The organism is Enterobacter sp. E12, from assembly GCF_014596715.2.
Lineage (GTDB): Bacteria > Pseudomonadota > Gammaproteobacteria > Enterobacterales > Enterobacteriaceae > Enterobacter > Enterobacter bugandensis.
Genome location: NZ_CP115601.1, coordinates 2,700,949 through 2,714,441 on the forward strand (window position 1 = coordinate 2,700,949; position 13,493 = coordinate 2,714,441).

Genomic DNA, 13,493 nt, shown 5'->3' on the forward strand with positions numbered 1-13,493 from the left:
CCTTACACATTCCGGTTGTCGTTTAGCGTCAGACTCTGCTTAAGCGCGCTCCAGCGCACCTCGTCCTCTTCGGTAAAGGCTCTGAGTGCCGAGAGGGTAAAAATCATCAATACCGGTTTGCCCGGCGTCTGCACAGCCAGCTGTTTTTGCCACAGACGCTGCCCGTTGCGGTCAAAAGTGGTCTCGACTTCCAGTCCGCTAATGTTTCCGTCTGGCCCGGCTTTTACGCTCCGGAACTCGCTCTGGGCAATCTCACCCATCTGAGGACGCAGCACATCCCACTGGCGGTGAAACTCTTGTTCGTAGTCGCTGCCATCGGGAATCACGCCGCGGCTGACCACCACGGACAGCCCGCTTTCGTCATCGCGAATGATGTTCATGCTGTTATCCTGCCAGGCAGCAGGAAATAGGGAAAACGAACCTTCCTGGAGGGTGTATTTCATAAGTGAACTCGGGATGATTAATATCAAGAAAAGTGAAGGCAAAAATAAAGGCCAGAGAACACTGACCCTTTAGTAATAAATTCTACTTATTAATCCATTGACCTGACTGATCAACTAAAATATCACCACCCTTACTGACTACCAATTTCAATGGGTTATAGGTAACCGCATAGGTAATTTCGCCATTTTTAAATAAGGAGCCAATTACTTTTCCTGTCGCATCGTTTAAAGTCTTCCCATTTAAAGAAATTGTACTATTGTCACCTTTTCTAATTCCAAGATAAAACATATCATTGCAGTCGCTTTCAAACGAACCACATTTATTTACTAGAGTAATGTTGAATTTATCGGTTTCAAAAATTCTTTTTTCGGACACCGGCGACTTTAACACTTTTGTTAGTTTATAATTCTGCGGAGCATAATATTCACCTTTCTGTGGCGGTGTAATTAAAGTCCAGATCATTTTATCACCAACAACTTCCAGTTTCGCATGTCCCTTTTCACCACCAAATGAAGAGTTAAATTCCACATTTGCTCGATTTTCAGCAATAACACCCTTTAGATTATTCTCATCATCTGGGGGACAGTCAATGCGGTTACCGTTTTGCGTAACATAACAATAACTACCATTCACATTTTGACCAACTTGAGTTAATCGTAAAGTCAGTGTTGACTCATTTTTTTGTTCTCCGCTCCACTGACCAGAAAACAAATCTTTAGCTATTACATGACCACTATTAAAACCTGCAACCATCAATAGCATTACTAATTTTATATTCATTACAAAGCCACCTGTGCACACCGATCAACTCGATTTAACCAACCTGTCAAAAACTTAGCATTTTTTGAGTTATTTACCACAAGATTTTCATAATATTCTTTACGAATGTCCGCTATTCTGGAGGTAAGCTTCGCTGAGTCGCTTACGCTGTTCATTGCGTCTATAGTCTTAGGCCCTATTTTCCCATCTGCAATCAACTGCTGGCCAAACTCATTGTTCAGCAATTTTTGGATTTGTTTACCGGCTCCGCCGGAGGTTATGGTCCAATCATAAGACATTAGTGCGAGTTTAGGATCATTAAGATTGTTAAACCCAGACGGCTCCCAGTAACGTTTACGGTAAATTGTCTCAGCTTGTTCATTGGTTAAATTTTTTAGGTTATCCAATGTGGGTTCAACACCAAGATCTTCCTTGGCATATTTCTGCCATGTTTTCCACGCAATTCCTTTATTGGTAGCACCCCCTGCGTCGTTAGGGTCATTAACGTATCCTCCTTCATTTTGGAAGATAATAGGTGAGATCTTTGAAAACTTGTCCTCACTTTGAGTCGGTGTTGCTGAAGTGGCATTACTTACTGTGGCTTGAGGTGCTGGTTTCGTTGCAGACTGTGATGGCACAGGAGACGCTCCTGCCCCTTTCTTGCTTTGTTCCGGCGAAAACTTCGCCTGCACCGCCGCATCAATATCCCCTTTATGCCCTGCCCCCGGCGCCGTTGTGCCCGGCTTAGTGCCAGAGGTATTCAGATGCAGCTTACCGCCCGTGGTGATATAACCATCCCCTTCCACGAAGAAGTTAAACTCTTTGCCGATCAGGTTAATCTTGCCGTTAGCGTTAAGCTCTATGGCGCTTTCACCTGAGACCAGCCGCAGCTTCGTCCCGGATGCAATAACATACTGCTCGACCGCCGCATCCAGCTTGCCTTTCCCCGTCAGGATCTCGGTGCCACCTTTCACGGCCTGCGTCTGGTTCGCTTCTACGCGATGCAGCTCATTTTTCTTCACGTAATGGCTGCGCGCCCCGCCGACGCTGTGCGTTTCATCATTTTTAACGCTGGTGTCCATGTTGCGCTCGGCCTGGATCCACACCTGCTCTGCACCCGCTTTATCCTCAAAGCGCAGGGCGTTAGCGTTGTCCACGGAACCGTCTTTCGTGCGGCTCATAAAGCCCATCTGCGTTGCCGCTGCCGGCAGCGCCCACGGCGGCATGCTCGCGTCGTTGTACACACGACCGGTAATGATCGGACGGTCCGGGTCGCCGTTGATAAAGTCCACCACCACCTCGTCGCCGACGCGCGGGATCTGCACCCCGCCGTAGCCCTGGCCTGCCCACGCGCTCGACACGCGAACCCAGCAGGAGCTGGTGTCATCGCCCTTCGCCAGCCGGTCCCAGTGGAACTTCACCTTCACCCGGCCATATTTATCCGTCCAGATACTCTCCCCCTTCGGCCCCACCACCTTCGCCGTCTGCGGGCCGTAGGTGCGCGGCCACGCCGTGGACTGCGCCGGGCGGTAAACCACCGCCGACGGAATGACCGTGAAATCGGTACGGTGTATGGTCTCCCCCTCGCCGCTGGCGTAGCGGTTCTCCTCGAAGTGGTAGCCCGCTGCCGTCACCAGATATTCCCCGTTGTCGCTGAAGAACGGCGCGTTGGTTAACGTGAAGGTGTGCCCCGGCGCTATCCCCGCCGCCGTGGCGGTGGCCTGAATCTGCTGGTGCTCCACCTGCCAGCGCTCCTGACGGATACGGGCATAGAACTCCCCGTGACCTTTGTCCACAAAGCGCCCCGGCCAGTCGTACACGTCGATGCTGCCCGGCTTCGGCGACGCCGGGTTCTGCTGGGCCTGGAACAGCCACGCGTTCGGCTTGCGGAAGTCATAGTCGTCGAGGCTGTAAATCCCCGGCGTCACGCTGTCCTCCAGCGCCCACTGGCTGATGCCCTCTTCATCCGTACTGCCGCCGGACGGCGTCTGGTGGTAAGGAATGACCTCATAGCCGCTGAACGGCTGATGCTGCGTGGCGGCGTCAGTCAACACCAGGGTGTGCTTGTCCGCATCGTGTCTGAAGTGATAGGCAATCCCCTCCAGCTCCATCAGGCGGCTGATAAAGTCCAGGCTCGACTCCTGATACTGCACGCAGTAGTCCCACACCCGGTAGCTGCCGGTGAGCTTATCCTCGACGTTGACCTGATGCTCGCCCAGCAGGGTTTTCACAATCTGCGGCACCGTCTGCCCCTGGAAAATACGCAGGTTACGGTCGCGCTTCATCGGCCACAGGTCCGGTTCCACCGTCAGCTGGTACACCGCATAGCGGGTGCCCGTCAGCTCAACGGCGCTCACCGCCACGCGGGTAATCTTGCCGTTAATATAGCGGGAGGTCAGCAGGCTCTGCGTCGGGATGGTCACCGTGACCGGCTGGCCCAGCAGCTTACTGCGGTCAATGCGCGCGTCCGTGCCGAGCACTGTCAGCGTCAGCGCAAACGACTCGGACATCGCCTCGCGGCCCGTCAGTTTCCAGAACAGAAGCCCCTCCATCGGGAGCTGAACGGTAATTCGGTTGAGCATAATCTTTATTCCATATTGCTTATGCGATTCAGAAAAGAGGTTCGCATCTATGCATGAGCGTCATTTATATATCAAAGTGAATGAGTTTTTTCTCTTTTGCCCATTACGTAAATGAGAGAATATATCTTCAGAAACTCCGAGATAACAAACAACCCTAAATTCACCCACACATTTGAAATACCAAACACACTTATCAGAAGTGGGAAAAGAGAAACCGAACATCTGAATGAAATGAGACGAAAGACTTCCTGAATAAGGGCAAACTTAATCGCAACATTTTTTCTCTTAAAAAACAGCCAGGCCGAAGCAAAAAGAGAAAGCAACAAAAGCAAATCAAATATAAAAAAGAGGGTTACGATAAAGCTGTAACCGCCTCCTGAAATGACATCTGAGTTCCCTGTGAACGCGATTATATCTGAAATGAAGGGGATCCTGTTCTGGCGAAGTGAATTTATAGAGTAAAGCAAAAGAGCCAGTACATCCATGCATCCCCAGAAATACCATAATTTATTTTTTAAATTCATAATCCTCTTCTCTGACTCCAGGTATCCATTGCCATGATTTACCACTTACTGCCCAGGCATCATCGCTCTCCAGGTATTTCTGATAAATGGATCGTTGTTCTCCGAATCGTCTAATTACAGATTTTTCAGATATCAACGCGCGTGATACTCCGTCCAGGTCTGCGGGTAGTGCTGTCCAGCGCTGGATTTTGTCGCGCGACGTATTCATGTAATCTTTACCGTCCGATCCAAATACTCTTCCCTCATCCCCCATGCTCGTCAGACGATTAATCGCCATGATCACAACATTTTTTGTGCCATGATAATCATCTTCCACAGTTTTCCAGTAACCTGGCCCATAGTGAGCAGTCAAGGGAATAAAAGCATCACGCGTTGGGGCTGGTTTTCCAAATAGAGCGACATTGTTTCGGTAACGTTCGAGGATGTAACTCACGAAAGCTGAGCTGTACATCTTCTCATCTACACAAAACAACTCTCCTGACTCAGAGATGAAAAAGGGATATATGGCTTTTGTCCGTTGACGGTGGTCTGTTAAAACGACTTCTCCTGAGTCAATTAACCGTTCAATTTTACTAAGATTTTGTGCGTAGAGAGGATCAAACACGGCATTAGGATTAAATTCGAAGCGACGTCGCAACGTTAAACCATCAATGCTGTGAAATGGATTTAAAGCACCGCGCACCACAACAAATTCACGCCCTACGTCGCTCCGTGCATAAACAGGAGAGACAATCTTTTCGAATTCCTTTGGATGAAGCCTTTGGCTTCGAAGATCGTACACTTCCATAGTTTCTCCTGTTTATATTTCTACGGATTCACCAGCCAGGTGCCCGGCTTGGCAATCTCCAGCGTCTGGCCACGCGTTCTTCCGTTGCCCTGCAGCTCAATCTTCGCCTCACCGGCCGGCAGCTTGAGCGATGCATAGCCGTTAGCTCCCGGGCGCAGCGCTTTTGGCTCACCGTTAACTTTCAGCGTTTCGCCGTCGAGGATCCGGATATAGACCAGCGCAATCGGGCTCGCGGCAGGCGGTGGCGTCTGCTGTGCCGTCGCCGGTTCGCTCACCGTCGCCGTTTCTGGCTTCACCTCTGGCGCGTTCGCGGCAGTTTCTGTCGGACGCGTCTCTGACGGAGCCTGGGCAGCCTGCTCAGGCGCATCATTCCCACCGCTGAACAGCATCGCCCCGGCGACAACGCCCACCAGCACGCCCGCGGCAACCATGCCCGGGATCTTATAGCGACGCCAGTCGAGCACCGAAGCTGGCTTCTCTTCCTCAACAGGAACCAGCATGGTGCCGGTCTTTTTGGCGGTGAGCACGTCGTTGATCCCGGCGACCGGCATCTCAATCAGCGCCGCGAATTCGTCGATAGACTGCGGACGATCCTCCATGTGCAGCGCCAGCGCGCGGTCGATGGCCTGCAGCAGCGGGATGGAGTAGCCCTGCGGCATGATTTCCACCAGCGGCTTACAGGTATCCTGGATGGAGCGCACCACGCTGACCGGCGGCGGAGAACCCACAATCAGGGTACGCAGCACCGCGCCGAGGGCGTAAATATCCGTCCACGGCCCCTGCTCGCTCTCGTTGTCGTCGGTGTACTGCTCAATCGGCGCAAAGCCGGGGCGCAGCATGGTTTCCGTTTCGTCGGAAAGGTTGCCGATGGTGCGGCGCGCGGAGCCGAAATCGAGCAGCACCGGCAGGCCGTTATCCTGGATCTGAATATTATCCAGAGAGATATCACGGTGCAGATAGCCTTCGTCGTGGATGGTCTTGATCGCCCCGAACAGCATCGGCAGCGTGCGGCGGATCCAGGCCTCGTTGATCAGCTCCGGTTTTTCTTCGCGCAGGCGTGAAAGCGTGGTGCCGCTATAAAACAGCGTCCCCATGTAAGCCGTGTCGTTTTGCACCCAGAAACGCAGGACGTGCAGCAGGTTCGGGTGGTTAAAACGCGCCAGCAGACGCGCTTCCTGAATAAAGCTGTTCAGGCCCGCGGAAAATGCTTTGCCAAAGCGCTCGCTGCGCAGCACCAGGGTCATGTCGTCGCCGCGCACGGCGAGCGAGGAAGGCATAAATTCTTTGATAGCGATAGTGCGTTCGAGCTGGTGATCCCACGCGCGATAGACAATGCCAAAACCGCCGCCGCCGATCACCTCTTTGATTTCAAACTCGTTGAAGCGGTACCCGACCGGGAGCGCGTTTGGGACAGTCCGATTGTTATCATTATCCGTCATCTTTTACAGTTCTCTTGATGATTATTACGCGGCAAACTGACAGTGAAACTCGCCCTGCTCGCAGGTGACATGCAGGCGTCGGAACTGCTCGTCGCTGCGGCTGGCGGTAAGTAAGATCTGGCTCATCTGAGGCAGCAGGGTGTTAGTCAGGATAGCATCCACCATGCGGCCACCGGACTCCACCTCGGTGCAGCGCTGAACAATCTGTTCCACCACGCTGTCGTCAAACTCAGAAATAATGCTGTGATTCTCTTCCAGACGACGCTGAATGCGCTTGAGCTGCAGGCGCACAATCTGCCCGAGCATCTCGTCGCTGAGCGGGTAGTACGGCACCACCAGCAGGCGGCCCAGCAGCGCCGGCGGGAATACTTCCAGCAGCGGCTGGCGCAGCGCGCCGCTTAACGCGTCAGGCTCCGGCATCAGCTCCGGATCGGCGCACATGGCGCTTATCAGCTCGGTACCCACGTTGGACGTCAGAATGATAATGGTGTTACGGAAATCAATGTGGCGCCCCTCGCCGTCCTCCATCCAGCCTTTGTCGAAGACCTGGAAGAAGATCTCATGGACGTCCGGGTGCGCTTTTTCAATTTCGTCCAGCAGCACCACGCTGTAAGGGCGACGGCGCACGGCCTCGGTTAACACGCCGCCTTCACCATACCCTACGTATCCCGGAGGCGCACCTTTTAAGGTGGAAACGGTGTGCGCTTCCTGGAACTCGCTCATGTTGATGGTGATGACGTTCTGCTCGCCGCCGTACAGGGATTCCGCCAGCGCCAGCGCGGTTTCAGTTTTCCCGACGCCGGACGGGCCGCACAGCATAAAGACGCCCACCGGTTTGTTCGGATCGTCGAGCTTCGCCCGCGAGGTTTTCACGCGGCGGGCAATGAGATCCAGCCCGTGACGCTGGCCGATAACGCGCTGGTTCAGCGTATCGGCAAGGTTCAGCACCGCGTCGATCTCGTTTTTCACCATCCGGCCCAGCGGGATCCCGGTCCAGTCAGAGACGACTGCGGCGACCACGTTTTCATCTACCGCCGCAAACAGCAGCGGCTCGTCACCCTGTAAGGCGTTCAGCGCCTGCTGCTGCTCCGCCAGCTGGCTGCGCAGCTCGGCGGTCTCTTCCTCGCCCGCCGCAAACAGCGCGGCGCGCAGGCGGATAATCTCCTGCACCAGGCCGCGCTCGTCTTCCCAGCGCCGGGCCAGGGCTTCGCGTTTTGTTTCATACGCGTCGCGCTCTGTGATTAATGCCGTTACGCGCTCTGCGTCACCGGCGCCGACGCGCGCTTCGCGTTCAGCAATTTCAATTTCCACGTCCAGCGCGGCAAGATGGCGCAGGCAGTCTTCCAGCTGCGCCGGCGGCGCGCTCTGGCTGACCGCCACGCGGGCGCAGGCGGTATCGAGCAGGGCTACGGCTTTGTCCGGCAGCTGACGCGCCGGAATGTAGCGATGGGACAGCTTCACCGCCGCGCTGACCGCTTCGTCGAGCAGCAGGACCTGGTGGTGCGTCTCAAGCGGCGACACGGTGCTGCGCAGCATCAGAATCGCTTTCGCTTCGTCCGGCTCGTGAACCTGTACGGTCTGGAAACGACGGGTCAGCGCCGGGTCTTTTTCAATGTACTTTTTGTATTCCGCCCAGGTGGTGGCACCGATGGTGCGTAGCTGACCGCGCGCCAGGGCCGGTTTCAGCAGGTTCGCCGCATCGCCGGTTCCCTGCTGGCCGCCTGCACCAATCAGAGTGTGGATCTCATCGATAAACAGAATAATCGGCGTGGCGCTGGACTGGACTTCATTAATGAGCGCCTGCAGACGGGCTTCAAATTCGCCTTTCATGCCCGCGCCTGCCTGCAGCATGCCGATATCCAGCAGCCACAGCTGAATATTTTGCAGCGGCTCCGGCACGTCGCCGTCGGCGATACGCAGCGCCAGCCCTTCAACGACTGCGGTTTTGCCGACCCCGGCCTCCCCGGTCAGCAGCGGGTTGTTCTGGCGGCGGCGCATCAGGATATCGACCATCTGGCGGATCTCCTCGTCGCGCCCGACAACCGGGTCAATCTTCCCGTCGCGGGCACGAGCGGTCAGGTCCTGGCCGTACTGGGCCAGCGTACCCTGAGCCGCCGGGACCGCACCCGCCGGTGCATCGACGGCGGCAGCGGCCTGCTGCGTCTCTTTACTGTTGCCACAGATGGCGTCGAACTGCTCAATCAGCACTTCGACGTTAAGGCGGGTGAACTGCGACGAGATGCTTTTCAGCACGTTGGCCAGATTCCAGGTCTTTAGGATGCCGATCAGCAAATGGCCGCCGCGAATGCGGCTGACGCCAAACTTCAGCGAGCCGAATACCCAGGCGCGCTCCACGGCGCTGTCGATATGTTCGGAGAGATCGGAAACGGAACTTGCGCCGCGCGGCAGAGCGTCCAGCGCCGCCACGATATCGCGCGTTAGCTGCTGTTCGTCGAGGGCAAAGTGGCGGATGACCTGCTGCAGATCGCCATCCTGCTGCTGCATCAGCTGATGCAGCCAGTGCACCAGCTCAACGTAGGGGTTGCCGCGCAGCTTGCAGAAGGCAGTCGCGCTTTCCAGAGAGGTAAATAACAGCGTATCCAGTTTGCCGAAAAGCACGGCACGGCTAATTTCTGACATGTTCGGTTCCGTTGATAACAATGCGTTAGAAAAATTTATCGCTCTGCGCGATACACCAGATCGCCACGCGGGACAGGCTGCGGCTGATGCCCCAGCCAGGTGTTAAAGCCTAATCGCCCATCGCTGCCGAGCGTGGTACCCTGCACCGCGTCTTCACGCAGGATCACCCGTGTTTCCCATTCAAACTCAATTCCCGCGTACTGGCGCACCCAGTCGCGCAGCTCGGTGACCCACGCTTCGCCCGGCAGAAAGCGGTTGTACTCCTCCGCGCTCAGCGGGCCAATCTCGATACGAAACTTATGCTGCACGTCGCGGACGGCGACGCCGAGAAAAGCGGATTCCCCCATGCGCGGCATGCAGCGTCCTGCTCCCAGCTGCGCCTGCTCGCGGGTGGAGAGCGGCATCCACTGCGGCACGTTGCTCACCAGCTTAACCGGCGCTTTAAAATAGCTGCGCAGGATCTTCTCCAGCCCTTCCGGATCCCGCCCGTGGCGGGTCAGGTGCCCGGCGTGGGTAAAGCGGGCATGGGCGCTCAGGCTGCCCTTGTTCATCTGACCCGGCTGTCCCATTCCGATCAGCGACGCCAGGTAGCCCTCAAAGCGCTTATTGTCGGCGCGATCGAGGGAAACGGCAGGCTGCGCATCCGCCCAGGCGCGGTAAAACAGCAGCGCAAGACGATGATGGAACAGATCGGCAAACGCGCTGAGGCTGGTGTCCTGATGATGATGAATCCGCTCGCGGGCGTACTCGGTCATATGCACCGGCAGCGGGCCGTTCGGGCCAAACAGGCCAAAGCTGAGGATCGACACCTCATGCAGCCCGCTTTCCTCACGCTTTCGCACCTGGGCCAGCGTCGACGGCGCAAAGCTCATTGAGGGCTGCTGGCCAATGCGCAGCGGCTCAAATTTCGGCAGCGGCGCGCGTCCCAGCGGGTAGCGCTCGCCGCCCTGGGCATCAATGCGCCTTAACAGCTGAAACAGATCGTAGCGCCAGGGCGTCTCGCGGACCCCGTGCCAGAACGTATCCGGCAGCTTCGTCAGGCGATGCACGCGCAGCGGTGCGGTGGCAGCGTCACTCATACCAGCGCCCTTTTACCCATGCGCGGCGCCCAGTAGCCTATCTCGCCGCGCTGCTGACTCTTCAGGGTGAACTCGGTGAAGCTGTTGATGGAGACCAGACGGGCAAAAAGGCGCTCCATCACGCTGCCGAAAAGCCACGGGCTGGCGCCGGAAAACGCCCGCTCGTCCACCGTCAGGGTGATGCCAATTCCGCGGGCGAAAACGACCGGGCCGGGTTCAGGCACGCGGCGGTGTACCGGCTCCAGTACGCAGTGGCGAACCCCCTCCACCTGACGCGCAACCGGCGTTTCGGCCAGGTTGGCGTACAGACCTAACAGCTGGCGCAGCGCCGCTGCCCCCTCTTCATTTTCGCTGTCCATCAGGCTGAGGTAGTTCATCTGCAGCTGGCTGATGAGCCGCCAGGTGCTGAACCCTTCCGCCAGCGCCGGACGCGGCGGCGTCGGGCCTTTGCGCAGGGTTAACCCCTTCACCGGCATGGAGTCGGCCATAATGAACTGCCCGAGCTCCTGCTGGAGCATCAGCGGCAGGTCGCGGCTGGTACAGAGCACCTCGGCAGAGATGTAGCGCAGGTTTTCCTGCCACGGGGCATGCTGTTCATCCACCAGCGAGACAAAGACCTCCGAGCCGATATAGCCGGTACGGGTGCCGTAGCGCAGGGCGTGCTCGGAGAGCACGCGCTGTTCCCGGCGCAGGGAAAAATAGGCCCCGTAGTTACCCGCGTCGCCGCTCCAGGTGCTCCAGAACGGACGAAACGTCTGGTCGTCGCGCTGGCCGTCGGCGCTGCCAAAAATTTTATTTACCGCATAAATTTCGTAGTCCAGCGGGCGGATGTTATCGACCACCAGATGGTATTCATGCTGGCCTTCATTCAGCTTCTGCCGGGCCGCCACTTTCGGGAACAGGTTGATGACCGGCGTGCAGTGCAGCGCCAGATGGCTGGCGTCGACCACGCGCTCCAGCTGTTCATCCGACTTATCCAGCAGAATGAAGATATCGAAGGCTTTTTCGTTTTCGCAGCGCTGGATAAGCGTGCTCAGACCGCTCAGGCTGATAAAGCGGAAGCGGGCCGGAAACGCAAAATACTCCTGCAGCAGACGGTAGCCGTCAAAGTTGCGCAGATCGTCCGGGAGGAGCGCCTGGTCCGGCGCAAAGCCCTCCTGACGCAGCGCATCCGTTGCCAGCAGCTGTCGCTGCGGCTGCGGGCTGACCGTCTGGCAGACGATCCCGGCGTGGTGCTCCATCACCAGCTCCAGCAGCTTCAGCGCCTCAATGTCCGGGCCGCTGAGGAAAAACTCCAGCCGGTCAAAATTCAGGTGCCCGAGGTTTTGCGGGCCGTCGCAGGCAATGCGGATCCGCAAGGCGCTGTTGATCCCCCGCTGGCTTAAGCCGAGCTGCGCCAGCGGCAGGTCAGCGGGCACGCCGCCGAACTCCACTTTGTCGATTTTCAGCGGCAGCAGATTAACCTCGTGCGCGGTGGTATAGCTGCAGGTTACGCCGGTTTTTTTCAGCGCCAGGCTGTCCATCATGGTGCCGCGCGGCACAATAAAGCCGTTGCTCAGATCGCCGCGGCTGCTGTCGGGCTCAATTTCCGCAATCGCCATTGAAGGGGTGGGCGCGAGGTAGTTCGGCGCGATCATCTCCAGCAGACGCTGGGAGAAGCGCGGAAACTCCGCGTCCATTTTCATCTGCACGCGGGAGGTCAGAAACGCGAAACCTTCCATCAGGCGTTCGGTGTACGGGTCCGCCACTTCGATGCCGCGCATGCCCAGCCGCCCGGCGACCTTCGGATAGCGTTCGGCAAACTCGGCCCCCATTTCGCGCAGGTAGGCCAGCTCACGGTTGTAATATTCGAGCAGTTTACTTTCCATGATTACCCCGCATCTTTCAGTTCAAAATGGCCGTTTTCCAGATCGACATCGGTGCGAAACAGAAACTCCAGCGGGTACGGCACACACCATAAGCGCCCTTTAATCTCGATGGAGAGCACGTTGTGCAGATCCAGCGAGGAGGTATCCGACACGCAGCGGACCTGCAGCCCCTGCGGCAAAATTCGCGGTTCAAAATTGATGATGGCCTCGGTGAGCTTGCGCTGAATATCGTGCCATTCGATGTCCGACATTCTCTTCCCGGCGAGCGGCGCGACGCCGAAGTTAACCACCGAGCGGCTCACGTGCGGTAGCGCGCTTAAATCGCCGGAGGCATCGTGGTTGATGGTGTTAAACAGCCACTGCAGATCCCGCAGCACGTTACGACGCAGCGCGGCGTGGGTGATCAGGTTGCTGTTAGCCGGCTCGCGTTTTTTTTCCGGGTCGTTATCGGTGAGGCGATCGAGCAGCGAAGGCTGCATTTTGTCGCGCGCCCCCACCTTCTCCTGCCTGCTGCGGGCTTGCCAGCCGCTGCGCAGCAGATCGCCTTCGCCAGCGGGATTACTCATCGGCTCCATCCGTCGCAAACGACACGAGGCTTAACGACAGCAACGGGCTTTCGCTTTGCTCACTGAGCCAGGCTTTCTGGCCCATCCCTTCGTAGAGGGTGCCGTCCTCGTCGAGCGGCTGCCACTCGGTAGTGCGGCCCAGTTTGATCGCATCCGACGCATCGGCAGCAAACGGATAACGCGCCGGGATCTGACATACCTGCTCCGTACCGTCAGTCAGGCGCACCAGCGCGTGACGCCAGACCAGATCGGTCACGCTGGCAGGCGCCTGGAAACGGATCTCGGCGATAGCGTTAAACGGCAGCCAGAAATAGCGGCCGTTCACGATGGTTTCGCACACCGGGCCGAGACGGGCATCGCCGTCCATCAGCCAGTCAAACGCCTGAGCCTCATCGTTTTCGAGGGTGATGTGACCGGGAGTGGCCTGCGCCTGGTCAAGCGCTTCAAGGCGCAGCGACCGGGCACGCTCGCCCTCCTCGCGGAGCGCCGCGGCCAGGGTGGTCAGCCACGGCCACTGCGTTTCAGGCATGGCCGGACGCGCCTGCCCCGCCATCACCTGCGCGCGCTGCAGCTCGCCCTGAATGGACTGCTCCAGCAGCGTGACGGTGGGTTTCGCCTGCGGCTTCAGCGCCAGCCAGCTTTTCAGCTGGGTCAGCGCACGCGTCCCGTTGCCGCTGAGGATTAAAAACTGCACGAACGCGGCGCGGAGGTCTGCATCTGCCGGACGGGCTTTGATCTCCGCTTCAAGACGCGCCAGCGCGTCGTTGAGCGTTTCACCCGCCAGGTGTTGATAGAGCGTATTCAT

11 protein-coding genes are annotated in these 13,493 nt (G+C 57.3%); all 11 read right to left on the minus strand.

The genetic code is table 11. The features are described 5' to 3' along the window. Positions 1–2: 2 nt before the first annotated feature. Positions 3–443: a DcrB-related protein gene (locus IB212_RS12885; RefSeq protein ID WP_041909563.1), complete on the minus strand. Its 441-nt coding sequence runs from the start codon at positions 441–443 to the stop codon at positions 3–5. A gap of 82 nt (positions 444–525) precedes the next feature. Continuing rightward, entirely contained in the window at positions 526–1,224 is a 699-nt protein-coding gene (locus tag IB212_RS12890) for a hypothetical protein (protein ID WP_041909562.1), read from the minus strand. After that, complete coding sequence (gene tssI, locus IB212_RS12895; RefSeq protein WP_041909561.1) at positions 1,224–3,785, minus strand: type VI secretion system tip protein TssI/VgrG; 2,562 nt, start codon at positions 3,783–3,785, stop codon at positions 1,224–1,226. Before tssI ends, IB212_RS12890 begins: the two co-directional genes overlap by 1 nt. Before the next feature lie 71 nt (positions 3,786–3,856). Beyond that, complete coding sequence (locus IB212_RS12900; RefSeq protein WP_041909560.1) at positions 3,857–4,309, minus strand: hypothetical protein; 453 nt, start codon at positions 4,307–4,309, stop codon at positions 3,857–3,859. Next, positions 4,293–5,096: a hypothetical protein gene (locus IB212_RS12905; protein WP_045630818.1), complete on the minus strand. Its 804-nt coding sequence runs from the start codon at positions 5,094–5,096 to the stop codon at positions 4,293–4,295. The genes IB212_RS12900 and IB212_RS12905 overlap by 17 nt, the downstream gene beginning before the upstream one ends. Before the next feature lie 20 nt (positions 5,097–5,116). Then, positions 5,117–6,535, minus strand: a complete 1,419-nt coding sequence (locus tag IB212_RS12910; protein WP_041909558.1) for a serine/threonine-protein kinase — start codon at positions 6,533–6,535, stop codon at positions 5,117–5,119. 24 nt (positions 6,536–6,559) lie between these two features. After that, positions 6,560–9,175, minus strand: a complete 2,616-nt coding sequence (gene tssH / locus IB212_RS12915; protein WP_041909556.1) for a type VI secretion system ATPase TssH — start codon at positions 9,173–9,175, stop codon at positions 6,560–6,562. A gap of 35 nt (positions 9,176–9,210) precedes the next feature. Beyond that, the gene (tssG, locus tag IB212_RS12920) at positions 9,211–10,254 is read right to left on the minus strand and encodes a type VI secretion system baseplate subunit TssG (protein ID WP_041909554.1); all 1,044 of its coding nucleotides are present in this window, start codon (positions 10,252–10,254) and stop codon (positions 9,211–9,213) included. Then, entirely contained in the window at positions 10,251–12,122 is a 1,872-nt protein-coding gene (gene tssF / locus IB212_RS12925; RefSeq protein WP_041909549.1) for a type VI secretion system baseplate subunit TssF, read from the minus strand. Before tssF ends, tssG begins: the two co-directional genes overlap by 4 nt. Before the next feature lie 2 nt (positions 12,123–12,124). Further along, entirely contained in the window at positions 12,125–12,688 is a 564-nt protein-coding gene (gene tssE / locus IB212_RS12930; RefSeq protein WP_028013485.1) for a type VI secretion system baseplate subunit TssE, read from the minus strand. After that, positions 12,681–13,493: a type VI secretion system accessory protein TagJ gene (locus IB212_RS12935; protein WP_041909547.1), complete on the minus strand. Its 813-nt coding sequence runs from the start codon at positions 13,491–13,493 to the stop codon at positions 12,681–12,683. Before IB212_RS12935 ends, tssE begins: the two co-directional genes overlap by 8 nt.